Annotated in this window: 19 protein-coding genes; 16 read left to right on the top strand and 3 right to left on the bottom strand. The window is 61.2% G+C overall.

The window, feature by feature from the left end; translation table 11 throughout:
- The first annotated feature begins 1 nt into the window (after position 1).
- Genes A0O30_RS25945 through A0O30_RS25935 form a run of 3 tightly spaced genes read left to right on the top strand, consistent with a single transcriptional unit; the run spans position 2 to position 3,763 of the window.
- Positions 2 to 1,735, top strand: a complete 1,734-nt coding sequence (locus tag A0O30_RS25945) for an FAD-dependent oxidoreductase (protein WP_105948604.1) — start codon at positions 2 to 4, stop codon at positions 1,733 to 1,735.
- Positions 1,720 to 2,040, top strand: a complete 321-nt coding sequence (locus A0O30_RS25940; RefSeq protein WP_025753224.1) for an NIPSNAP family protein — start codon at positions 1,720 to 1,722, stop codon at positions 2,038 to 2,040. The genes A0O30_RS25945 and A0O30_RS25940 overlap by 16 nt, the downstream gene beginning before the upstream one ends.
- A 40-nt stretch (positions 2,041 to 2,080) precedes the next feature.
- The gene (locus A0O30_RS25935; RefSeq protein WP_105948603.1) at positions 2,081 to 3,763 is read left to right on the top strand and encodes an FAD-dependent oxidoreductase; all 1,683 of its coding nucleotides are present in this window, start codon (positions 2,081 to 2,083) and stop codon (positions 3,761 to 3,763) included.
- 18 nt (positions 3,764 to 3,781) lie between these two features.
- On the opposite strand, the gene tssM is transcribed toward A0O30_RS25935, so the two are convergent.
- The 3 genes from tssM to vasI are packed head-to-tail and all read right to left on the bottom strand — an operon-like array spanning position 3,782 to position 9,503.
- Positions 3,782 to 7,408, bottom strand: coding sequence for a type VI secretion system membrane subunit TssM (gene tssM / locus A0O30_RS25930; protein WP_105948602.1), 3,627 nt, complete (start codon positions 7,406 to 7,408; stop codon positions 3,782 to 3,784).
- Entirely contained in the window at positions 7,405 to 8,871 is a 1,467-nt protein-coding gene (tssA, locus tag A0O30_RS25925) for a type VI secretion system protein TssA (protein WP_105948601.1), read from the bottom strand. The genes tssM and tssA overlap by 4 nt, the downstream gene beginning before the upstream one ends.
- Positions 8,859 to 9,503 carry a type VI secretion system-associated protein VasI gene (gene vasI, locus A0O30_RS25920; RefSeq protein WP_105948600.1) on the bottom strand — a complete coding sequence of 215 codons (645 nt, stop codon included), beginning with the start codon at positions 9,501 to 9,503 and terminating at the stop codon, positions 8,859 to 8,861. The genes tssA and vasI overlap by 13 nt, the downstream gene beginning before the upstream one ends.
- Before the next feature lie 326 nt (positions 9,504 to 9,829).
- Between vasI and tssB the strand changes: the two genes are divergently transcribed.
- The 13 genes from tssB to A0O30_RS25855 all read left to right on the top strand — a co-directional run.
- The gene (gene tssB / locus A0O30_RS25915) at positions 9,830 to 10,333 is read left to right on the top strand and encodes a type VI secretion system contractile sheath small subunit (protein WP_105948599.1); all 504 of its coding nucleotides are present in this window, start codon (positions 9,830 to 9,832) and stop codon (positions 10,331 to 10,333) included.
- Positions 10,334 to 10,350: 17 nt separating this feature from the next.
- Positions 10,351 to 11,841: a type VI secretion system contractile sheath large subunit gene (tssC, locus tag A0O30_RS25910; protein WP_105948598.1), complete on the top strand. Its 1,491-nt coding sequence runs from the start codon at positions 10,351 to 10,353 to the stop codon at positions 11,839 to 11,841.
- Positions 11,838 to 12,248, top strand: a complete 411-nt coding sequence (gene tssE / locus A0O30_RS25905) for a type VI secretion system baseplate subunit TssE (protein ID WP_105948597.1) — start codon at positions 11,838 to 11,840, stop codon at positions 12,246 to 12,248. Before tssC ends, tssE begins: the two co-directional genes overlap by 4 nt.
- Positions 12,249 to 12,251: 3 nt before the next feature.
- A complete protein-coding gene (tssF, locus tag A0O30_RS25900; protein WP_105948596.1) occupies positions 12,252 to 14,018 on the top strand; it encodes a type VI secretion system baseplate subunit TssF in 1,767 nt (588 codons plus the stop codon).
- Complete coding sequence (gene tssG / locus A0O30_RS25895) at positions 13,982 to 14,998, top strand: type VI secretion system baseplate subunit TssG (protein WP_105948595.1); 1,017 nt, start codon at positions 13,982 to 13,984, stop codon at positions 14,996 to 14,998. The genes tssF and tssG overlap by 37 nt, the downstream gene beginning before the upstream one ends.
- Positions 14,995 to 15,564 carry an FHA domain-containing protein gene (locus A0O30_RS25890; RefSeq protein WP_105948594.1) on the top strand — a complete coding sequence of 190 codons (570 nt, stop codon included), beginning with the start codon at positions 14,995 to 14,997 and terminating at the stop codon, positions 15,562 to 15,564. Before tssG ends, A0O30_RS25890 begins: the two co-directional genes overlap by 4 nt.
- A complete protein-coding gene (tssJ, locus tag A0O30_RS25885; RefSeq protein ID WP_105948593.1) occupies positions 15,561 to 16,361 on the top strand; it encodes a type VI secretion system lipoprotein TssJ in 801 nt (266 codons plus the stop codon). Before A0O30_RS25890 ends, tssJ begins: the two co-directional genes overlap by 4 nt.
- Positions 16,362 to 16,417: 56 nt before the next feature.
- Complete coding sequence (tssK, locus tag A0O30_RS25880; RefSeq protein ID WP_105948592.1) at positions 16,418 to 17,755, top strand: type VI secretion system baseplate subunit TssK; 1,338 nt, start codon at positions 16,418 to 16,420, stop codon at positions 17,753 to 17,755.
- 1 nt (position 17,756) lies between these two features.
- Positions 17,757 to 18,620, top strand: coding sequence for a type IVB secretion system protein IcmH/DotU (icmH, locus tag A0O30_RS25875; RefSeq protein ID WP_105948591.1), 864 nt, complete (start codon positions 17,757 to 17,759; stop codon positions 18,618 to 18,620).
- A 132-nt stretch (positions 18,621 to 18,752) separates the two neighbouring features.
- Entirely contained in the window at positions 18,753 to 19,268 is a 516-nt protein-coding gene (locus A0O30_RS25870) for an Hcp family type VI secretion system effector (protein ID WP_105948590.1), read from the top strand.
- 74 nt (positions 19,269 to 19,342) lie between these two features.
- Complete coding sequence (locus A0O30_RS25865; RefSeq protein WP_105948589.1) at positions 19,343 to 21,511, top strand: type VI secretion system Vgr family protein; 2,169 nt, start codon at positions 19,343 to 19,345, stop codon at positions 21,509 to 21,511.
- The gene (locus A0O30_RS25860; RefSeq protein WP_105948588.1) at positions 21,508 to 22,440 is read left to right on the top strand and encodes a DUF4123 domain-containing protein; all 933 of its coding nucleotides are present in this window, start codon (positions 21,508 to 21,510) and stop codon (positions 22,438 to 22,440) included. The genes A0O30_RS25865 and A0O30_RS25860 overlap by 4 nt, the downstream gene beginning before the upstream one ends.
- A partial coding sequence (locus A0O30_RS25855; RefSeq protein WP_371921638.1) for a toxin VasX occupies positions 22,433 to 22,757 on the top strand: 325 nt, incomplete at its 3' end. The genes A0O30_RS25860 and A0O30_RS25855, both read left to right, overlap by 8 nt.

The following is a 22,757-nucleotide window of genomic DNA, read 5'->3' as shown; positions in this document are numbered from 1 at the left end:
CATGGCAACCCTTGAACACACACAACACAGCGTTGACCTGGTGGTACTGGGCAGTGGCGCCGGCGGCTTGGCTGCGGCTGCCACCGCCGCCTGCCGCGGGCTGAAGGTGCTGGTCGTGGAAAAGGCCGAACGCTTTGGCGGCACCTCGGCGATTTCCGGCGGTGCGGTATGGCTGTACGGCACCGATCAGGCCCGTGACGCGGGTGCCAAGGACTCCCCCGAGGCCATGCGCACCTACCTCAAACACGTCATCGGTGATGGCTACGACCCCATGCTCTGCGACGCCTTCATCGAGCATGGGCACCAGGCGCTGCGCTGGCTGGAGCAGCACACCGAACTGCGCTATGCCTTGCGCCCTCACTCGCCCGACTACTACCCGGATGCGCCCGGCGCCACGCAGTTCGGCCGCGCACTGGAAATGGTCGAGTACGACGGCAAGCACCTCGGCCAGCGCTTCAAGGACCTGCAGATGCCACCGCCCGGCATGCTGCTGTTCGGCGGCATGATGGTGAACCGCGTGGATATCCAGCATTTTCTCAGTATTCGCCGCTCGCTCAGTTCGCTGTGGCATTGCCTGAAACTGATGGCGCGCTACGCGCGGGACCGCCTGCAGCACCCGCGTGGCACTCGGCTTACCACTGGCAACGCCTTGATCGCCCGCCTGGCCACCAGTGCCTTCGCCCATGGCACGCAACTGTGGTTACGCAGCGAAGCCGAAGCGCTGATTGTCGAGCACGGCGTGGTGACCGGCGTGGTTGTACTGCACGAGGGCCGACGTCAGCGGGTAATGGCACGTGGCGGCGTGGTGTGCGCCATGGGCGGGTTCGCTGCAGGTGCACTGGCCGCCAGCTACCGCCCCGCCCAAGAAGCGCCGCACCTGACCATGTCGCCCGCCTGCAACGACGGTGCTGCCCTGCGCCTTGGTCAGGCGGTGTCGGCCGCCGAGGGCGAAGGCCTGGCGGCCAACTTCTTCTGGGCGCCGGTTTCCGAACGGCGCCATGCCGGTGGCCAGCGGGAGCGCTTCCCGCACCTGGTCACCGACCGCGCCAAGCCTGGCGTGATTGCGGTAGACCCGGCCGGGCGGCGCTTCGTCAACGAGTCCGACTCCTACCATCACTTCGTGCAGACCATGTTCGCCAACGGCATTGCCAGCTGCTGGCTGGTGTGCGATGCCGAGGCGATGAACCGTTATGGGCTCGGCCTGGCGCGGCCGAAGCCTGTGAACAACCAGGCGTTGATCGACGCCGGATACCTGTACCGGGCCGCTACACCGCAAGCCCTGGCCCAGGCCATTGGCGTAGAGCCCAAAGTGTTCGCGCAAACCCTTGAGCAGTTCAACACGGATGCCCGCAATGGCATCGACCGTGCGTTCGGCAAAGGCAGCAACAGCTACAACCGCTACATGGGCGACCCGCAACACACGCCCAACCCCTGCCTGGCGCCGTTGAGCAACGGGCCGTTCTACGCCATCCGCATTCACACCGGCGACCTCGGGTCGGCCCGTGGCCTGGTGACCAACGCCGATGCCAACGTGCTTGACCGTAGCGGCCAGCCAATTGCCGGGCTGTACGCAGTCGGCAACGACATGAACTCACTGATGAAGGGCACCTACCCCGGCCCCGGCATCACCCTGGGCCCTGCCCTCACCTTCGGCTGGCTTGCTGCCAACCACATCACCGCGCGCCTGCAGGCGCCGGCCACCCATACGGAGACCCCGGCATGTACTACGAACTGAGAACCTACACCCTCGACCCACTGAAAATGGCCGACTGGCTAGCCCTTTACCAAAGCCACGCGCTGGACGTGCAAAGCGAACACCTGGGTAACCTGGTCGGCTTTTTCACCAGCGAGTTCGGCGACGTCAACCAGGTGGTGCACATCTGGGGCTATGCCAGCCTCGACGATCGCATCGCACGGCGCACAGCCATGGCAGCGGACCCACGCTGGGCAGCGTTTTCGCGGCTTAACCGCGAGCTCGGGGCCGTTGTACGCCTGCAATCGCGGCTGCTGCGGCCCACCGGTTTTTCGCCGCTGCAGTAAAACGCGCCATCCTCTACCAACGCCTGAGCGGACCCCCTTCATGCAACCCCTCGAATGTGACGTACTCGTCATTGGCTCCGGCGCTTCGGGCCTGGCTGCCGCCGTAACCGCCGCGCATCACGGCCTGCATGTGATCGTTGCGGAAAAAGCCCGCCAGCTGGGCGGCACCAGCGCCTGGTCGGGGGGCTGGTTGTGGATACCGCGCAACCCGCTGGCCATCGCTGAAGGCATCGTCGAAGCCGACGATGCCCCAGAGCGCTACCTGCGTGCGCAAACCCACACCCACGAACTGGACACTCGTCAACGTGCGTTCCTGCGCCATGGCCCAGAAATGGTGGCGTTTTTCCAACAGCACACGGCGGTACAGTTCCAGAGTGGCAGCCGCATGCCCGACATGCGTGAAGGCGATGGCAGTGCACACGGCGGTCGCTCACTGTGTGCCCTGCCCTACGACGGGCGCCAACTCGGGCCTTGGCTGCACACATTACGCCCACCGCTGGACATCGTCAGCCTGGCCGGCATGGGCATTGCCGGTGGCACCGACATGGCCGCCTTCTTCAACGCCACACGCTCGGCCAAGGCGGCGCTGCATGTCAGCAAACGCCTGCTGCGCCATGGGCGAGACCTGCTGCTGCATCGTCGCGGCCAGCAGTTGGTCAATGGCAACGCGCTGGTGGCGCGCCTGCTGCGCAGCGCCTTGGACCTTGATGTGACACTGCTGACCAACAAACCGGCCAGCCACCTGCTGGGCGAAGGCCGAGTCAGTGGCGCACGGTTTGCCGACGGCCAGGTCATCCAGGCACGCCGTGGTGTGGTGTTGGCCTGCGGTGGCTTCCCGCATGACCGCCAGCGCATCGCGCAACTGATGCCGCATGCGCCGCAGGGTGACCAGCACTACTCCGCAGCACCCAGGGAAAACAGCGGCGACGGCCTGCGGTTGGGTGAACAAGCCGGTGGCCTGGTCAGTACGGCACTGGCCCAGGCTGGCGCCTGGGCACCTGTATCGAAGGTGCCACGCGGCGATGGCAGTTTCGGCCATTTCCCGCACCTGATCGACCGCGCCAAACCTGGCTTCATCGCGGTACGTCGCGATGGCCGACGCTTCGTCAACGAGGCCGATTGCTACCATGACTTCATGAACGCACTGTTCGCCGCTACACCGCACGGCGAAACACCTGAAGCCTGGCTGATCTGCGACCACGCAGCACAACGCCGCTATGGCATTGGCTGGGCCAAGCCCTTTCCGTTCTCTACCCGCTTCTATCAACGCCGTGGTTACTTGCACAGTAGCGCCAGCCTGGCGGAACTGGCACAGCGCTGCGGGATCGATGCCGCGCAGCTGCAGCGCACGGTGCACGACTTCAACCGGCATGCAGCCCAAGGTGAGGACCCGGTATTCCAGCGTGGCGCATCGGCCTACAACCGGGCTCAGGGCGAACCGTTGCAAGCCCCCAACCCGTCGCTGCGGCCCTTGCTGCATGGGCCGTTTCACGCCGTGAAGCTACTGCCGGGCAGCCTGGGCACCTTCGCCGGCCTGGGCACAGACGCCTCGGCCCGTGTGCTGGACCACGCTGGGCAGCCGATACCCGGCCTGTTTGCGGTGGGCAACGACATGCACAGCGTGATGGGTGGGCACTACCCCAGCGGTGGCATTACCCTTGGGCCGGGGATGACCTTCGGGTATCTGGCCGGTAGGGCGTTGAGCGGCTTAAGCTCGCCATGACCTCAGCAAAACATGGCGTCATAAAGGCTGTTCATGCGGTTGCCCCGATTGAGCAACCTTGGGTGACGGTTGCAACAACCCGCGTGGCAAGCGGAAACCTTTGAACGGTTGCTGGGTAATGGGGTTGAAGGCCTTTTCAGCATTCAACCGATAGCGCATTACACCGTCACCCGTCCTGAAGCTCAGGTCCACGCTGGTCGCCGTCCGCCCATTGAGCGAGCCGCGGCTAAGCAAGCGGAACATCGACCATGGGCCACGGTATTCGAGGCTGCTGCTATTGCCGTTCTGCCTGAGTAAAGTCAGGTTGCTGCGTACCTGCTGCCCCATGGTATTGGGCCAGACGATACCGGTGATCCGGCTAGGCCCATGGGTGTAGGAGATCAGCTGGCCATCCAGGTCCAGCAGGCTGGTACGCTGGTTCGCACTGAGCCCCAACGGTTCGATACTGAACTGCACACTCAACTTGCCGCGCTGATCGAAGAAGGTTTCGCGAATCCGTTCGGCCAGTTCGAGCTGCTCGATCACGTCGGGGCGAATCAGGGAATGCCCGTGCTGGCCAGACTGCAACGCCTCAAGGTTGTCCTTGAGGAAGACCTTGAGATACTGATCATCAAACTGCTGCAGGCGCCCTTTGGGCCCGAAGAATGCTTCGAAGTCATCCAGTGAAGCATCAGGCGCCCTCACCACAAAGGGGTAGCGGCCTGCCAGACGCTGCTGGAAGAAGCTGTACACCTCAGCATCCCAACGTCGCTCCAGTTCGCGCAGTGCTTCAACGTTCAGCACCTGGGCTGTCTGGTCGGCAAGCTTTCTGACCTGGTGGTTGATCGGTTCCGGCAAACCTGTGGCAACACGTTGCAGGGTGCCGATCGGGTCCTGCCCGGTCATCGAGAAGCGCTGATGCACGGCTTGCAGTGCAGCCTTGCCGCGGTCCGGGTTGTTCTGTACGGCCTTGGCATAGTCCAGCACAGCCGATACGGCACCCAGGGTTTCGTCGTAGTAGCTCGGTTTGTCTCCTGTCACTTGCAACATGGCGCCCAGGCCTGCAAAAGCCCGCTGGATGGCCTGTGCTTGCTGTTGCTCGGGCTTGCCCGTTACTGGCAGCAACGAACCCACCTCGCCCGGTGCCTCGACAACTGCCGGTGACGCAAGCGACGTGTTATCCCTGACCGTATGCAGCAGCCGCTGCAACGGTGCTGCCGGGCCAGTCAACTGTTCCAGGACGGTGACACCATGGTCCAGATCACGGAAGTCCGCCACGGTGAAGGCGTTCAAGGCGCGACGCCAGCTGTCGACGTAATCGGCGCTGTAAAGGTTGTGCAGCCGTTCGGTCAGCGCCTCTCGATCAACGCTCGAATAATCGAGCTGGGCACGCTCCCCCAGCGCCCACTGATCGACCATCGCCATTTCAGCGAACCGCTGGCTGCGCGGTTCAAAGTACTCCCTGAAGCCTTTGGCTGTGAGCATGGGGGACAGCTGTACATCCTCCTCCCCATGCCCGGCCCCGAAAGATGGCTGATACACGACATCGAAGGCAGGGCCTACCTGGTGACGCAGGTTCAGGCCGGTGTGCAATTGCTCGTGAGCCTGTTGCTTCAGCCCCTCATAAACCCGCTGTGGCAAAGGCAATTTACGCAATGCCTGCTGCACTTCGCTGACACGCTCACGGTACTGCGGCAAATCGGTGTCAGCGTAGGCCAGGGCGTATTTCAAATGGTGCATGAGGTCTCGCTGCAACTGCCCCTGGCCAGGGAACGCCTTTTGCCATTGGCGCGCCATCCAGTCCTCCACCCATTCAGGCCGGCGACTGTGGCGGTCCTCGATCATCCGGTAAACCCTGAGCGCCGCCATTTGTTGCTCGCTGCCCGGCGGTGCTGCGTTCATGGCATCGATCACGCCGCTGGCCAAGGCCGGCAAAAAACGCCTGGACAACAAGCTGAGGTACGCTTCGTCAACCGTGGGGCCAATGTTGCGCCCTTGGTAAAGGCCAAGATCGGCAACCCCTGGCCATGCCACGCGATAGTCGCCAAACACCGCCACCGCATCGCGGATCTGGTCCAGTGGCGCCAACAGGTTGCGCCCGGTCGGGTCTAGGCGCTGATCGACCTGGTGATGGCTGTACTCCTGGCTTTTGGCGAGCACGCTGGCGGCCTTGGAGCCATTGATATCGAAATAGCGTTGCCAACTCGCCAGGGCGATGCTGAACGCAAGGATGCCCACGCCCGAGCCGACCCACAGCAGTTGACGCTTGCTGCGCGCCACCCGAACGTTGTCGCCCGCCAGGCCGGCCTCCTGATAAATGACCCGCCTGAAGGCTTGCTGGATGAAGTAGGCCAATGCCTTGCCTTGTGCCTTGCCTTCACGCAGCGGAAGTTTCGTCTTGTAGGGCTGTGCGGCTTCACGGACGAAGGCATTGCGCATGTCGCCTTGCTGCATCACAGACGACCAATACACACCGCGTACCAGGGCAGGCGTGGAGTAACGGTCACTCACCAGGGTTTCGCGCAGAAATGCCAGCAGTATGGGGCGCAACCCGACCAACTGCCCATACAGCGAAAACAGGCGCCCACACGGTGGAGCCTTCACCAGCACATCCAGTTGATCGATGAGCTGCTCCTGCAACGTGACGAGAAACCGACCGTAGTGCTCGTCATACTCATCCAGCCAGGCGTCGAACGCGTCAACCGCATCCAGTTTGAAGGTAAACCCCAACAGGTTTTCGCGCCTGGCGGCCGAAAGCTTGCGGTAGAACTGATCGAAGCCGTCCAGCAAATCGAATTTGCTCAGTACCACATAGAGCGGCAAGCGCGACCCCAGGTGGCTGCTCACTTCGTACAGGCGGGTGCGCAACCTGTGGGCCAGCGCAACGCGCTGCTCAGGCGTGCCATGCAGCAGTGCCGGCAAGTCGACGACCAGCACCACGCCGTTAAGCGCTCGCTGGCTGCGATTTCGCAGTAGCCAGCCCAACAGGTGGTCCCACAACCTGGCTTGGGCCCCCGGCACACAGGAGGGTGCTGACTCGGCGGGAGCGTCAGCTGCCGAGCCCGCCGCTGGCTGCTGGCGGATGAACGCACCGGGTGGGTCGATGAGCACAGCATCGTCGCTGACCCACCAGCCCACCGGGTAGGCCAGCGCTTCAGTCTGCCGCCCTTGTGCCTGGACCTGATCGATACGCGTCAGGGTAAAACGCTGATCGGTGCAGTCGATGAAGCTGGTTTTACCGGCCTGTTCATCACCTACTACCAGGTACCAGGGCAGCCGGTACAAGGCACGTGGCCCACCGGCATTGTCAAGGTACCGGTCAAGCCCCAGGCTCAGCGCCTTCTCTTGCGCCTGCACCAACGGCAGCGTGCGATCCTGTTCGGCAGCCCGTGCCTGCCGGCGCTCCGCTTGCAATCTGCGAAAGCGTGTACGCAGCAGCACCAGCCAGCCTATTAGCGGCACGAGCATGAGTACCAGGCTTGCCACGCTGCGGTGCGCCACACTTGCCAATGGCTGTTGCTCACGCCACGTCCATTGCGGGCCGAGCCACCAGATGGCGACCAGCAGCAGCGTGACCGCCAACCCAAGTAACAGCGGCAGCGCCAGGCCAATGCGCGTTACCCACGGCAAGCCCCAACCTTTGAATTGCTTCCATATATGATTCATCGAGGCTCCTGGTCCTTGTGTTGATCAGCCAGCGTTGGAGGGGCTGCATACTGCTGAAGCCGCTGGAATATCTCTGGCTCCCACGCACTGGCGGTGGTTTGCTGCATCGTTCGGGCAACGCCGGCGCACAAGTCCTGGGCCAGCCAGGACACGCCCCGTGCGGCCAGCAAGTCGGCTGCGATCATGGTGGTATGGCAGCGGTCCCGAGGGGTACCCAGGTCCGCTTGCAGTGCTTGCAGCCTCAGCAGCACGGGCTCTACGCCGCCACTGTCCAGTTGCCCGGCCAGTTCCTCGTGCAGGCCACCAAACGCGTGGGGTGCGGCCGCTTGGCCAGAAGGCCCTTGCGCGCCCTTGAGCCACGCCAGGCATTGGTCATCGACAAATACCAATCCGTCGCTGAAGCACAGCTGCTGAAGGGCCGGCATGCGCTGTACAAACCGGGCGGTCGCGCAACGGATGGCCTCAGCCACATCGCTCATCGCCAGCCGCGTGGCGACGGTTGCAGCCAGAAAGCTGCCACGAATCCAGTAGGGGCACGCCGCCACGCTCTTTTCGATGCGCTGAAGCAAGGCTGGGTCTATCGCTGTGCTGGCAATGGCCTCTTCATAGACCCGCGTGATATCCAGTGGCACCGCCATCAATTCTGTGCGGCTGCCTTGCCTGGCCGGAGGCGCCGCCTGAATGTGTGCCCACAAACCGAAACGCCGTAACTGGTAGCCGGTTGGGTCGTAAGGGTCCTGCTGGTTGATGAGTTCGGCCATGGCCAGTATGGCCCGTCGTGTCTCACGTTCACTGCCCATCGACGACACACGCGGTATGGGTGTGGCGATGACATCGGCCAGCGGCGCAGGCTTCACGCTTGCAGCCGGCGCCTTGGGCACGTCAGCCTCGCCGGCACCGCTGACACGTTCAATGTGTTTGCACAGCAGGCGCTCCAGCCCATCGAGAACAGCAGCCTCCAGCTGTGCCGCGTGCTGTTGTTGCAGGTGTTTCAACGCCGCCTGCGCTGCTGCTGCATGGGCAGGGGTATAAGTGAAACGGTCGAGACGCGGCAGCGCCTCGCTCAAGCGGTTGATCACCAGCCCGACCAGCTTGCGCTTGGTCAGGAAGCCTTTCGGCCCTGGCTTGGGGTGGGCGGGTTCCCAATAGCACTCGATCATGCCGGCCAGCAATGCCAAGGTGTCTCCCCAACGCTCCCAGCAGCGGCTGCGTAACCAGGCGGCACTCAAGTGCGCGACGATTCGCAGGTGCTTGCATTGCCGGCTCAGGTACTGACAGGACGCCTCTTCGATGTAAACCCAGTCGATCATCGCCTCCTGCAGCCCGCCCAGCTTGACCATCTCCTGGTCGATCGCCTGGTAGGTTTCGTCCTCGACATCGAACAGCCCAGCCGGTACTGCCGGATCGATCGGCGCCAGCAGTCGCGTGAGCTTGCCCTCTGACACCTGCGCTACCACCGGCATGTGCTTCGCGCCTGGCTGATCAACGGGGTCAGCCCTTGTGCATCGAAGATCAACCCGTCGAGCTCGCTGTGCTCACTCACCACTTCGATGCGATGGGCACCAATCAGCTTCCTGATCTGCTCGATCGCCGGCAAACCCCGGCCGGCATCGATTACCTGCCCGTTCTCCATCACCTGCCAGGGTGTTTCACGGGTAGACCAGCCCTGCCCTGTCAGCCGTACCTTGACCCAGCTTGCCTCGATCGGGCGTTTGGCAATCAGTTGCAGCCGGGAGATGGCCTGGATGCAACTGATTGCCAGGTAAGCGGGTTCGTTACCCGATGCGATGGCTGGCGCTGATATCACGAGCGCTGAAACGCCGTCACCGGTTCGGCTACCGATGTGAAACGCCAGGTCATCTGGCGCCCGCGCCGCTTCATTTGCCATCACGCGCAGCACGCTCGGGGCCTGCTGCTCTGGTGCAGACCACTGCCGTTCTGTCGTGTATGCCGGCGTGTTCGCAGCCTGGTCGAAACAGGCCAGTCGCTCGACGTTCGACACAATCCGTGAACAGTCCCGCGTGGGGCCTGCCAGTACCGGCTGCAAACAAAACAGCAACGAGAGACCGGCGCCATATACAGAACGGTTAATCATCCTGATTCACTCTCCAAAAACAGTACAAACGCCTATATGACCGCGCCCACTTTCCTACAAACACGTATCGGCTCACGCGCCAAAAAATAGCCAGCCAAAACAAAACCGGATGGAGACTAATACACAGCGACGACTGCACACAAACAAATATTTACTTACATCTTCACACTCGACCAAACAGCACTTCACCCTGCATGGTTTTTATAGGAGCAAGGCAACTCACCCAGCCAGATAAACATATGTAAGAAACTTCCTACAAGAGCAACACCACATTAAACAAAACCCACAATTAAACATCCTACAAACCAACAGGGAGTTACGTACCGATGTCTAGAAATACGGGTTCTGTCGCGCCTAAAGAACGCGTCAATATCAAATACGTCCCCGCTACGAGCGATGAGCAGGCTGAGGTGGAACTGCCCCACAAAATGCTGGTACTGGGCGACTTCGGCCTGGATGAAGACCGCGCGCTCGAAGACCGTCAGGTGATGCGTGTCGACAAACACACGTTCAACAGCGTGTTGAACGACGCCAACGTGAGCCTGGCGGTATCTGTGCCTTCCGTGCTCAGTGCAGCCCCGGATGCCGAGCTGGCGGTCCATCTGCAGTTCAGCTCCATCAACGATTTCGGGCCGGACCGAATCGCGCGGCAGGTACCCGAGCTGAACAAGCTGCTGGAACTGCGCGAAGCGCTGGTCGCCCTGAAAGGCCCGCTTGGCAACGTCCCGGCCTTCCGCAAGCAACTGCAACACCTGCTGAACAACGAGCAAACCCGTAAACAGCTCGCGCAAGAACTGGACCTGGTACCTGAAGCACCAGAAAAAGACTGAGACAACGGAGCGTCCCCATGCCTAAGCCAAACACCACCACCGTCACCACAGACGCAACCCTCGATACATTGGGCAATGGCACCTTGCTCGACCAGATCATGGCAGAAACCAAACTGGTACCTACGCAGGAGGGCTATCAGGTTGCCAGGCAGGGCGTATCTGCCTTCATCGCCGAAATCCTCAAAAGCAATGACCCGGATCAACTGATCAACAAACACCGGGTCGATCAGATGATTGCAGAGGTTGACCGGGTTCTCGGCAAACAGATGGATGCCATTTTGCATCAACCCGAGTTCCAGCGGCTTGAGTCCTCATGGCGTAGCCTGAAACTTCTGGTCGACCGCACGAACTTCAGGGAGAACATCAAGCTCGAAATTTTGCACATCAGCAAAGAGGACTTGCTCGACGACTTCGAAAATGCCGCAGACATTACCTGCAGCGGCCTCTACAAACATGTTTACACCGCCGGGTACGGCCAGTTCGGTGGAGAGCCGGTTGCGGCCATGGTAGGTAACTACAACTTTGGCCCAGCCTCTGCGGACATCAAACTGTTGAGTTACATGGCCTCGGTAGGTGCCATGTCCCACGCGCCCTTCCTTGCCGCGCCTTCCCCCGAGTTCTTCAACTTGAGCAGTTTTGAAGAGTTGCCCAACCTCAAGGAAATAAAAGACCTCTTCGCCGGCCCACGCCATGCCAAGTGGCGCGCTTTTCGCGAAAGCGAAGACGCTCGTCATGTCGCGCTGACCGGGCCACGCTTCATGCTGCGCTCCGCCTACCACCCGCAAGAAAAGCCAATCGAGAGCTTCAACTACAACGAAGACATCGCCGGGCGGCATGACCACTACCTGTGGGGCAATTCCGCCTTCCTGCTGGCCAGTTGCATCAACGACAGCTTCGCCCGCTACCGCTGGTGCCCGAACATCATCGGCCCGCAATCGGGTGGTGCGGTCGAAGACTTGCCAGTCCACCTGTACGAGTCACTGGGGCAATTGCAGGCCAAGATTCCTACCGAGGTGCTGATTTCCGATCGCAAGGAGTTCGAGCTCGCTGAAGAGGGCTTCATCGCCCTGACCATGCGTAAAGACAGCGACAATGCAGCGTTCTTCTCTGCCAACTCGGTGCAAAAACCCAAGAATTTCCCGAAAACCCCCGAAGGGCTGCAGGCACAGACCAACTACAAGCTGGGGACCCAGCTGCCCTACCTGTTCATCGTCAACCGCTTGGCCCACTACATCAAAGTGCTGCAACGCGAACAGATCGGCAGCTGGAAGGAACGCCGAGACCTTGAGTCCGAGCTGAACAAGTGGATCAAGCAGTATGTCGCCGACCAGGAGAACCCGTCTGCTGATGTTCGCAGCCGTCGGCCGCTACGTGCCGCCCGCATTGAAGTCTCGGATGTTGCCGGTGACCCAGGCTGGTACCAGGTTTCGATCGCCGTGCGTCCGCACTTCAAGTACATGGGCGCGAACTTCGAGATCTCTCTGGTCGGGCGGCTCGATACGCAATGAGTGGTTTTTTTGAACGCTTGACGGTGGACCAGAGTACCCGTCCGGAGGCCACTCGACAGGAAAGCGCTGCGCACACGTTCGCCACCATCAAGCGCCACCTCGAAACGCTGCTCAACGCCCGCCAGGGGTGCTCTCAGAGCAGTCCTGAGCTGGGCTTGCGTGACTTCAACGGGCATGACGTGAACCGCGGCGACTTGCTCGTACAAGTGAGCGCAGATATTCGCCGCACCCTCCAGCGCTTCGAACCACGTATCCAGATACGCACGCTCAAGGCAGTGCCCGATACCCATGCCCCGCTGGAGCTGCATTTCAGGCTCGATTGCCAGGTGCAGGTCAACAACCACGCAGAGCAGCTGCAACTCGAGCTGCTGGTCAACGGGCACAACCGCTACACCCGAGTGAGGTGACCGATGTCACTGAAAGACCGCTTCAGCGAAGAGCTGCGTTACCTGCACGAACTGGGGAACGACTTCGCCAAGGACAACCCACAACTTGCAAGGCTGCTTGGCACAGGTGCCAGTGACCCCGATGTCGAACGCCTGATGGAAGCCTTTGCATTCCTGACGGCCAAACTGCGGCTCAAACTGGAAGACGACCTGCCGGAGCTGACTCACCCGATGCTGCAGTTGTTGTGGCCCAATTACCTGAGGCCCCTGCCCAGCGCGACGATCATCCAGTTCACCCCGGTCAAACAATCCCTAAGCCAGTCCCAGCACATTCCGAAGGGGTCGAGGTTATGCTCGGAACCTGTGGACGGCATAGCCTGCGAGTTCCGCACATGCACTGCGGTGAACATTCATCCGTTCAAGATCGACACGGTGAGTGCAACCCAGACACTCGACAACGCGGTGATACGCATCGGCCTGCAGGCACTGGTCGACCGGCCACTGAACAGCCTGGGCTGCTCCAGCCTCGACTTTTACCTCAGCGGTGATGTCCGTACCGCCCGCACGTTGTACCTGTGGGTTTCTCAATACCTCAAGCACATCAACGTGATCGTCAAGGGTGAAGTTCGTCGGCTGCCGGCCGGCAGCATCTCCTTCCCGGGATTTAGCCCCGACGACGCCTTGCTGCCCTACCCGCAAAACGTCTTTGATGGCTACCGGATCCTGCAGGAGTACTTCGTCTTCCCCCAGCGCTTCCACTTTTTCAGCGTTACCGGGCTGGATAAAGCCTGGCCAGCGCATGACAGCCTGGCGGTAAGCCTCGAGTTTCACTTCACGCGCCAGTTACCCGACACACTGCGTGTCAGCAACGCAGATTTCAGTTTGTTCTGCGCACCTGCAGTCAACTTGTTCCAGCACAGTGCCGAGCCCATCGACTTGTCCAGCGAGGACGCCTTGGTCCCACTGAAACCCAAGGGAGCGGAGCCGTACGGTTACGAAATTTTCAGTGTCGACCAGGTCATCAGCACGCGAACGACGACCGACGGGAGTGTCGGTGAGCACCTGCGAACGTTCCGTCCCTTCGAATCGTTCGCCCATGAAATCGAGCACGTTCAAGGACGCACTGCGCTGTACTACCGCTACCAGTTGGAAGCGTGCCTGCGCGGCGATGGCGTCACGCACCGCATCGCTTTCGTTCGTGCCGATGCCAACAGCTATATCGGCGAGCTGGAAACCGCGTCCATCGACCTGACGTGCACCAATCGAGACCTGCCGCTGGCGTTGGGCATCGGTGACATCAACGCGCGTACCGAGTTTACGCCGCCACTGGCCACCTACACCAACATCTGCAAGCCCACCCGCCCTTGTCGCCCGGTGCTGGACGGCCAGTTGCAATGGGCATTGATTTCCAACATGTCGCTCAACTACCTGTCCCTGCTCTCGGTCGAGCCGCTCAAAGCGGTGATCCGCGCCTACGACTTCGTCGCCCTGCACGACATCCAGCAGGCGCGCACCACCCAGAAGCGCCTGGACGGCATGCGCGACATTCATACACAGCCCATGGACTGGCTAATCAAGGGGCAACCCATTCGCGGCCTGCACACCCGGCTGAAGCTGGACCAGGCCGCCTTCCTCTGCGAAGGCGACCTGTACCTGTTCAGTTGCGTGCTTGCCCACTTCTTTGCCTTGTACGCCAGCATCAATTCCTTCCATCAGCTGGAAGTGATCAACATCACCAACAACGAGCACTACACATGGCCAATACAGACCGGCAAACAACCGCTGATCTAGCCGACAGACTGCTCACCGAGGCGCACCAGTACAACTTCTTCCAGTTGCTGGAGCGGCTGCATGGGCTGCATGGCGACGATCTGGAGCCCCGTTGGCCTGACGAGGCCACCCGGTTGCGCGTGCGCCTGGCCTGTGACCCACGGCTGACCTTTCCCGTATCGGACGTTTACAAAGCCCAACGCATGCCCGACGAAGAGGCGCGCTACCGGGTCGTTGCCACGTTCCTCGGGTTACACGGTACCGATTCACCCTTGCCCACTTATTACCTGGAGCAGGTGGCCTATGAACATGCGCAAGGCATCGGTGTACGGCCGGCATTCTTCGACTTTTTCAACCACTACCTGCTCAGCCTGTTGCACCGCAGCTGGCGCAAATACCGGTATTACATCCGCTTCCAGCCGGGTGCCCGTGACGGGTTCTCGCAGTACGTTTTTGCCCTGCTGGGGCTTAACGACAAGCAACTGCGGGGGGATACGGCACTGCCCTGGAGCCGCCTGCTCAGTTTTGCCGGGGTCATCGCCAGCCGCAGCCGTGCGCCTGGCACCGTGGCCGGCATCATTGCGCACTGCTTCGACCTCAAGCATGTGCAGATCCGCGAATTCGAAACCCGCTCGGTGCCCACTGCAGTCGGGCAACGCGTAAGCCTGGGGCGCGCCAACGGCCAGCTGGGCAGCACGTTCATGATCGGCAGCCGTACACGCACACGCAGCAGCAAGTTCACCATCGTGATCAGCGAGCTCGACCAGGCGCAGCTGCGGGACCTGCTCCCCAGCGGCATCAACTTCGGCCGTTTGCGTGCCCTGATCGACGTTCTGCTGCGTGACGGCCTTGCCTACGACCTGGAGCTGCGCCTGAAGCAGAACGCGTTATCACCCTTCTGCTTGCACCGCAGCCAGGGCGCCTACCTGGGCTGGACCAGCTTCATCGACGACCGGCATGGCCAGATCAGTCCCGTTGTACGGTTCAGGGGACGCTCATGAACACATTGACCGTGAGCATCATCAACCTTGACCAACTGCGACATGGCGTTATCGCCAGGCACCGATTCGATTGCAAGGGCGGAACCATTGGCAGCGCAAAGACAAGCTGGCAGCTCGACGACCCTAATCAGAGCGTTGCGCCCATCCACTGCGAGATCCGCTGGTTAGAAGGCAGCTTCTGTGTGATCGATCACTGCCAGCGCACCTATCTGAATGGCAGCACCACCAGCCTGGGTGCACACCCACCCAGACGCCTGCTTGAAGGCGACCAGCTTCGGGTGGGGGCTTATCGGCTACAGGTTCAGTACGCCCAGGACCCCGCCACCATGCGTTCGCTGGAGGACATGTTCTATCCGGATCAGGGGGTACTCGACCGCCTCATAGCCGAAGAAACAGCAACCCCTTGGCCGATCGAACCCTCTGCTACCCAACCGGCTGCCGAGATCTGCTCGGCCTTCGAGCCCGCCATGGGCAACGATCCCTTGGCAGCGCTGGATGCAGCCGCTGAGTCGGTGGCTTCCCCGTCGAGCCCGCTGCTGCGGCTGATTGCCGGAGACCGCCCATGACCCGCCAACCGTTGCTGGTCGCGGCCCTGCTGGTTGCAATGTTCGGGGGTGCCGGCTGCACCTCGTTAAGCAGGATGAGCCAAGTTGCCATGGACCACACGCTGCCCATCGGGCCGCCGAAGGATCACCCGACCGAAGTTGCGTTCAGCATCAACGCGAGCCCTACCCTCAATGGTAATCCGAACAGCCTTGAGGTAGCGGCCGAAGAACAGCACAGCACCCTGGAGCCCAGCCCCTACGCCGTAACCCTGAGTGCGGGCGACCCTTATGCACTGACGGAAAAGATCGTGACCCTGCTGGAATACCTGCACGAGCAGTTTCCAGCCATGTCCCCCATCGAGGTGGATGAGGAAGGCAACGATGACCCGGCTCGCTCTCCTCTGGAAGAGAGCACCCCCGGTAGCTACGACGACCCGACCGTAACGTTGACCTTGCCGCACACCACAACCGTGGCCTCGGAGCCCGTCGCCACGCCGATTGCCATCAAGATCCTGCAGCTGCGCGACGACTCGCTACTGCGTAACACCGTGTACCAGTTGCTGGACCAGGACCCGGCCAAAGCCCTGCGCAGTACCTACATCCGTGATGACGATTACCTGCTGCGCCCAGGCCAGTTCAAGTACATCCCGTTCGAACCCATCCATGCCGAAACCCGTTTCGTGGCGGTGATTGCCGACTACCGAGGCCTTGAGGACGCCAGCTGGCGGCAAGTGCTGCGCATTCCGCCGCGTGGCCGCCAGATCATGCTGTCGGTGTTGGTCAACGACACGCACATCGTGCTCAAGGAAGAAGACTGATGGCCCGTCTACTTCCCTTTGCCCTTCCCGCTTACTCACGCTGACACGGAGTGCCCATGAGTTCACGCAATCCCGTTCTTTGGCCCGAAGGCCTGTTCGTAAAACCGCAGCATTTCCAGCAAGCAGCCCGGGCGGGTGAAGCAGCCCTCCACCAGCGCCTTGCCAGCCTGAACGCAGCCTTCTACGGCTTTAGCGAGCTACAGCTGAACGACGAGTACCTGAGCCTGGGCAAGATCGCCATCACCCGGGCGCGGGGCGTCATGCCGGACGGCACCGTGTTTGACATCCCCGCCGACCTGCCGCCGCCGCCACCGCTGGAAATCGACGACGACGCGTGCAAGGACAGCGAGGTGTATCTGTGCCTGCCGCTGCGCACCGAGGGCGGCTGCGAAGTGAGCTGGCCCGACACTGCCGCCAACTTCCGCTACACCGCCCAGCCACAGGAGATCAAGGACACCCATTCTGCGGACGGTGACCTGGTACAGGTAGACCTTGCCATGCCCAACCTGCAGCTAAAACGCAAGGCTGAAGACAGCAGTGCCTACACACGCCTGGCCATGGCACGCATCCTGGAGCGGCGCCCCGACGGCAGCCTGCAACTGGACGAAACCTTCTACCCCACCAGCGTGTCGGTGCGGGCGGTGCCGGCACTGCAGCGGTTCCTTGACGAAATGACCAACACCCTGCGCGAGCGAGCGCGAGGCCTTGCCAAGCGTATTGGCGCCTCGGGCCAGTCCGGTATCGCCGACATTCGCGACTTCAACCTGCTGCAGGCCATGAACCGCTGGTGGCCGTGCTTTCAGCACCTTGCCCGGCAAGCGCAAACGCACCCCGAGCAGCTTTACCTGTGCATGAGCCAGGCCTGCGGCGAGTTTGTCACGTTCACCGACGAAAACAGGCTCCCGCAAGATTACCCCGCGTACCAGCACACGGCGCTGCGTACTTCGTTCAAGCCGCTGGAAGACACCTTGCGCCGCGCCCTGAGCACCGTCCTGCAGCCACGCGCCGTTTCACTGCCGTTGGTGAACGAAGCGTTCGGTGTGATGACGACCAGGCTGGAAGACCGCCGTCTGATCGACGAAGCCGACTTCATCCTTGCCGTGCGCGCCGACCTGCCACCGCAGGTGTTGCGCCAGATGTTCATCCAGAAAGCCAAGATCACCTCACTGGAGTCGCTGTATGACCTGGTGCCGCTGCAACTGCCGGGCATCCCCTTGTTGCCTTTGCCGGTGGCGCCGCGCGACCTGCCTTTCCACGCGGGCTTCAGTTACTTCGAGGTGAACAGGCGCGACCCGGCCTGGGCGTGCATGGCCGAGGCCAATGGCTTTGGTCTCCACATCGCGGGCGAATTCCCCGGCCTCGAACTGCAGTTCTGGGCGATCAGGAGTCAGTGAGATGGCAAATGACACGACTACCCCCACCGAAGCAACAAACGCTGAAGTCAGTCAGCTGACTACAACCCTTAAACCGTCAGTACCCGACGACCAGGCCGCGCAGGCCGATACGCAAGCCTCTGCGCAAAAGCCTGAGCCTGTTTATGAAGGCTATCCCGCCGACCCGCAGTTTCAGCTGCGGGGCGGGTTCGCCAACCTGATGCTGGATGCCGCATCACCGCTGTTTGGCTTGGTCATACGCCTGCGTACGCTGGACGAATTGCCAAACATCAAAGACGTGCACACGCAAGTGCGCAACCAGATCGACAACATTCAGGAAGAAATGCGCCAGCACGGGTACGAGCCCGCTCAGCTGCTGGCGTATACCTACGGCCTGTGCCTGTTCATCGACGAGGCCGTCATGGAGCGGCCCTGGGGCAAAAGCAGTTGCTGGAGCCAGGAACCCTTACTGAGCATCTTCCACGACGAGACCTGGGGCGGAGAAAAGATCTTCACCGTGATCTCGCGCCTGATGCAGGAGCCCAAGCGTTATCAGGACGTGCTGGAGTTCATGTACTTCGCCCTTTGCCTTGGGCTGAGGGGCAAGTATGCGCTGGCGCCGAAAGGCGAAGAAACCGTCACTGCACTGATTCACCAACTGCACGGGATCATCCGCGAACTGCGTGGCCCCACCCCTGAAGAAGTCTGCGACCCCTACACCAATGTGGCCCCACGCAACTTCCGCATGAACCGGCAATGGCCCTGGTGGAGCCCTTTGGTGATTTCCGCCATCGCCATGGCCGTGGCCTACGGCATCTACAGCTACCGGCTGCACCTGATTACCACCGAAGTACTGGAGTCGCTCAACGCCATCCTGCAGCAGTAGGTGAAGGCTACATGCACCCACCGAATTCACCCCATTAGCGAGGCATCTGCCTCATTGAAAAGCCCATCGTTTTCGATGGCCACGCCACCTGTGGTGTGCGTGCTAATCCACATGGACGCAGGAGAAACTGCCATGCCAACACCCGCTTACATCTCCATCGAAGGCAAGACCCAAGGCAATATCACCGCAGGTGCATTCACGTCCGAGTCAGTCGGCAATGTGTTCGTCCAAGGCCATGAGGACGAAATTCTGGTGCAGGAGATCAAGCACCAGGTAACCGTTCCCACCGATCCGCAAAGTGGCCAGCCTACAGGCCAAAGGGTGCATAAGCCTTTCGTTTTCACCAGTTCATTGAACAAAGCCACACCGCTGATGTATCGGGCCCTGGCCAGCGGCGAAATGCTGCCGACCGTTGAAGTGAAATGGTACCGCACCTCAGTGGAGGGCACGCAGGAGCACTTCTTCACCACCAAGCTGGAGGACGCCACCATCGTGGACATCAATACCGTCCTTCCGCATGCCCAAAATCAGAAAAACAACAATTACACGCAACTGGTCGAAGTGGCCCTGTCATACCGCAAGATCACTTGGACACACGAGGCTGCAGGTACGTTGGGCTCTGACGATTGGCGTAACCCGATCGTCTGATCTAACGGAAAAGCCCGGGCAGCCATGATCTGCCTGGGCACTTCGAAGTCTCAGACGACGGACAAGGACTGCTTATGCCCAGCCAATCTGACTTGCGATACAGCTTCCAGCCTCTCGTTGGCAACGCTGAGTTCGAAGTGGTGTCATTCAAGTTCGAAGAAGCGCTCAGCCAACCATTTACGTTGACCCTGGAGCTGGTCAGCTTCGAACACGACATCGACTTCGGCCACCTGCTCGACAAACCCGTGCTCTTCACCATCTGGCAGGGTGAACGCCCCGTAGGGTACGTACACGGCCTGGTCAGCCGCTTCAGCCAGGGCGAGAGTGGCTTCTGCCGTACCTACTACCATGCCTTGGTCGAGCCCCAACTGGCCCGCGCCAGGCTGCGCTCGAACTGGCGCATCTTCCAGCACAAGACCGCCCCGCAAATTCTCGAACTGATGCTCAAGCGTCAAGGTATCGTCCAGTATCAATTCGGCACCGGTTTCGACTACCACGTCCGGGAATTCTGCGTACAGGCTGGCGAAACCGATCTCGACTTCTTTGCCCGCATCGCTGCTGAAGAAGGCATGGTCTATCGGTTTGAGCACACTGAAAAGCAGCACAAACTGATCATCACCGACCGGCTGCTCACATTGGGGCATATCGAGTGCGACACAGCCCATGGCGAGGATGAGGACGAAGGCTTCGTCGAGGGTAACAAACCAGCCAGACCTTCCACCGTGCTGTACCACGCCAACAGCGGGGGCACCCGACGCACCCCTTGTCTGCAACACTTGCGCTACAGCGAACACGTGCGAACCGCACGCCAGGTTCAGCGCGATTACACCTTCACCCACCCGGCCTATCGCCAGGAACATCGGGCCTCGGGGCCCCATCTGGAACACCAGTCCACAGACTATGAGTGCTTCGACTACCCCGGCCGCTACAAGCGCGATGCCGTCGGCAAGCCGTTCACCGAAAACCGCATCACCGCCCTGCGCCACGACGTACGCATTGCCGAAGTCCAGGGCGACGATGTACGCCTGCAACCGGGCCTGAGTTTCACCCTGACCGGCCACCCCCGGGAAGACCTGAATGTGCACTGGCGGGCAAGCACGGTCACCCACGAAGGTAGCCAGTTCACCAGCTTGCAGGAAGAGTCGGCCAGTGCCGACCAAGGCACACGCTACGAACAAAAAGCACTACTGGTGCCAGGCCGAACTGAATGGCGCCCTGCCCCGCTGCCCAGGCCAAGGGTTGATGGCCCCCACATGGCGACCGTTGTCGGGCCGCCTGGTGAGGAAATCTATTGCGATGAGTGGGGCCGGGTGAAGGTCAGCTTCCCCTGGGACCGCGAAAGCCAGGACAACGCGTTCAGTTCATGCTGGGTACGGGTATCCCAAGGCTGGGCCGGCGGTAGCTGGGGCTCGATGGCTATCCCGCGTATCGGCCAGGACGTGATCATCCATTACGTCAACGGCGACCCTGACCAGCCAATGATCACCGGGCGCACCTACTGCGGTGACCAGCTACCGCCTTACGACCTGCCCCGGCACAAGACCCGCATGACCATCAAAAGCCAGACCCACAAGGGTGATGGCTTCAATGAACTGCGTTTTGAAGATGAACTGGGCCAGGAAGAGGTGTTCATCCATGCCCAGAAAGACCAGAACAACGTGGTCAAGCACGACGAGACGACACAGGTCGGCAATGATCGTCATGAACAGGTCAGTAACGACGAAACCATTCTGATTGGCCGTGACCGCACGGAAACGGTTGGCAATGATGAGCGCGTCACCATTGGCCAGGATGCCGCGCTCGATATAGGTCGCAACCAGACCATCAATATTGCCAAGGACCGCGTTGAAACCATCGGTAATCACCGCCACGACCGGATCACCGCCAATCACCACACCCTTATCGGCGGTAACCTCAATCAGCAGGTCGAAGGGCTTGCAGCGCTTGAAGCCCGCGAGGAAATCCGCAGGCGAACACGCCGCTATGAGCTTCGCACGGCGGAAGCGGTGATCATCCAGGGCCCAGGGGGCGCCATCCGGATCGACGAGACAGGCATCACGCTGGACAGCCCGACGATTCGCATCAACGGTCAGATGCTCAAGTCTGCAGACGGGGCAACCAACCCCTTCTCAATCAGCGGCACGCCGGTCACTGGCAAACCTCTGGAGCGCCAGTGCGGGCGCCGCGCCGATGGCACCTGCGCCATGCCCGACTGCCGCTGTATGCGAGGACCAGGCCAATGAGTACAACAACCACCCTCTTACAACCGAGCGAGCACTTCGGGAAGAACGCTCGCTTTCTGCTGCTCGAAAGCCGCGTGATCGAGCACTGGGCCTACCGGCCTATAACCCAAATACTTGCCAATGGTGAGCTGGTACCCGCCTATGCCCCTTCGGTGCTTGAGCTGATCAATGATGTCAGCCTGAACACCCAGCATGCGTGGCTGTGGAGGCGCAGCGCTCTGGACGAACGCCATGACTTCGGGCCGTTACTGGTAGCCGTGTCAGATGCACCAGAACTGCTTGCCCATGCAATCGCTACCTGGATGCCCATTGGCGGCGTCATTGCGGTGGATGCCGAGATTGGCCTTGCCCAGTTGGCAGACCATTTCACCAGCCTTGTACAAATTTCGCTTCCGGATCAGGGGCTGGCCACTTTCCAGTTCAACCCGGACCACCTGGCGGCCTGGCTGGATGCACTGGATGAAAAGCATCGAAACGCATGGCTTGGGCCTGTGACTTCGCTGGCCTGGCGAGTCAACTGGGGGCCAGCTCACGCGTGGAAATCACTCGAACGCAGCCCGACCGATACACGCTGCTTTTCGCAAGCCCCGCTCTCACTTGGCAGGCTTGAACTTGAGCGGCTGCAGGCAGGCATGCACGAGCATTTCGTGCTCACGTTGGCACACGAGGTGGTAGCCCTGCCACAGCACGCCACCCACACAGTGGCCGACATCAGGCAATGGATTGAGAGCCTGCTGCCACAACTGAAAGCCCTCAACTTTCGCGATGAGGAAGTCGCTGGGGAGTTCATCAGGCTGATTGCCAGGCACATGTGGCTCATGACCGATGACCAGGCCGGGAAGATCTACACCAACCTCGAGGAATCTCCACAGAGCCGACTCTACGAACTGCACGCTTTGGTCAAAAGCAAGGAGCCCAGCCATGAATGACAACAGTGTCAGCAGCGCCACCTCCGGCCCTGCCTGCAGCGCACGCGTCCCCATTCTGCCCATTCGCTATGCCATCGTGCCGCGCACCGCTGACGCACCCGCCTGCCGTTACGCCGATTCAGGCTTCAACCTGGAACAAGGCTTCGCCCCGCTGCAGCACTCCGCCTATACCCTCCGCGCACTGCGCCCGGGTTATGTCTACGTGTTCATGAAAGGCACTCTGGGCCAGAAGCTGGTCATCCACGAGTATGTTGGCGCGGGCCTCTACAAGGAACTGCTCTACAAAGGGCTGGATGGCTACCACCGGCGTGACCGCT

The sequence above is a fragment of the Pseudomonas sp. LLC-1 genome (assembly GCF_002992185.1).
In the GTDB taxonomy this organism is placed as follows: domain Bacteria; phylum Pseudomonadota; class Gammaproteobacteria; order Pseudomonadales; family Pseudomonadaceae; genus Aquipseudomonas; species Aquipseudomonas monteilii.
The sequence above is the reverse complement of the archived record's forward strand: the minus strand, read 5'-3'. Positions and strand labels throughout refer to the sequence as shown.

What these genes read in the sequence shown, in the direction of transcription:
- A0O30_RS25890 (WP_105948594.1), top strand. Translation starts at nt 14,995, where the DNA reads ATGAACACATTGACCGTGAGCATCATCAACCTTGACCAACTGCGACAT.
- A0O30_RS25865 (WP_105948589.1), top strand. Translation starts at nt 19,343, where the DNA reads ATGCCCAGCCAATCTGACTTGCGATACAGCTTCCAGCCTCTCGTTGGC.
- A0O30_RS25945 (WP_105948604.1), top strand. Translation starts at nt 2, where the DNA reads ATGGCAACCCTTGAACACACACAACACAGCGTTGACCTGGTGGTACTG.
- icmH (WP_105948591.1), top strand. Translation starts at nt 17,757, where the DNA reads ATGGCAAATGACACGACTACCCCCACCGAAGCAACAAACGCTGAAGTC.
- A0O30_RS25935 (WP_105948603.1), top strand. Translation starts at nt 2,081, where the DNA reads ATGCAACCCCTCGAATGTGACGTACTCGTCATTGGCTCCGGCGCTTCG.
- A0O30_RS25860 (WP_105948588.1), top strand. Translation starts at nt 21,508, where the DNA reads ATGAGTACAACAACCACCCTCTTACAACCGAGCGAGCACTTCGGGAAG.
- A0O30_RS25870 (WP_105948590.1), top strand. Translation starts at nt 18,753, where the DNA reads ATGCCAACACCCGCTTACATCTCCATCGAAGGCAAGACCCAAGGCAAT.
- tssK (WP_105948592.1), top strand. Translation starts at nt 16,418, where the DNA reads ATGAGTTCACGCAATCCCGTTCTTTGGCCCGAAGGCCTGTTCGTAAAA.
- tssG (WP_105948595.1), top strand. Translation starts at nt 13,982, where the DNA reads ATGGCCAATACAGACCGGCAAACAACCGCTGATCTAGCCGACAGACTG.
- tssC (WP_105948598.1), top strand. Translation starts at nt 10,351, where the DNA reads ATGCCTAAGCCAAACACCACCACCGTCACCACAGACGCAACCCTCGAT.
- tssB (WP_105948599.1), top strand. Translation starts at nt 9,830, where the DNA reads ATGTCTAGAAATACGGGTTCTGTCGCGCCTAAAGAACGCGTCAATATC.
- vasI (WP_105948600.1), bottom strand. Translation starts at nt 9,503, where the DNA reads ATGATTAACCGTTCTGTATATGGCGCCGGTCTCTCGTTGCTGTTTTGT.
- tssJ (WP_105948593.1), top strand. Translation starts at nt 15,561, where the DNA reads ATGACCCGCCAACCGTTGCTGGTCGCGGCCCTGCTGGTTGCAATGTTC.
- tssA (WP_105948601.1), bottom strand. Translation starts at nt 8,871, where the DNA reads ATGCCGGTGGTAGCGCAGGTGTCAGAGGGCAAGCTCACGCGACTGCTG.
- tssE (WP_105948597.1), top strand. Translation starts at nt 11,838, where the DNA reads ATGAGTGGTTTTTTTGAACGCTTGACGGTGGACCAGAGTACCCGTCCG.
- tssM (WP_105948602.1), bottom strand. Translation starts at nt 7,408, where the DNA reads ATGAATCATATATGGAAGCAATTCAAAGGTTGGGGCTTGCCGTGGGTA.
- tssF (WP_105948596.1), top strand. Translation starts at nt 12,252, where the DNA reads ATGTCACTGAAAGACCGCTTCAGCGAAGAGCTGCGTTACCTGCACGAA.
- A0O30_RS25940 (WP_025753224.1), top strand. Translation starts at nt 1,720, where the DNA reads ATGTACTACGAACTGAGAACCTACACCCTCGACCCACTGAAAATGGCC.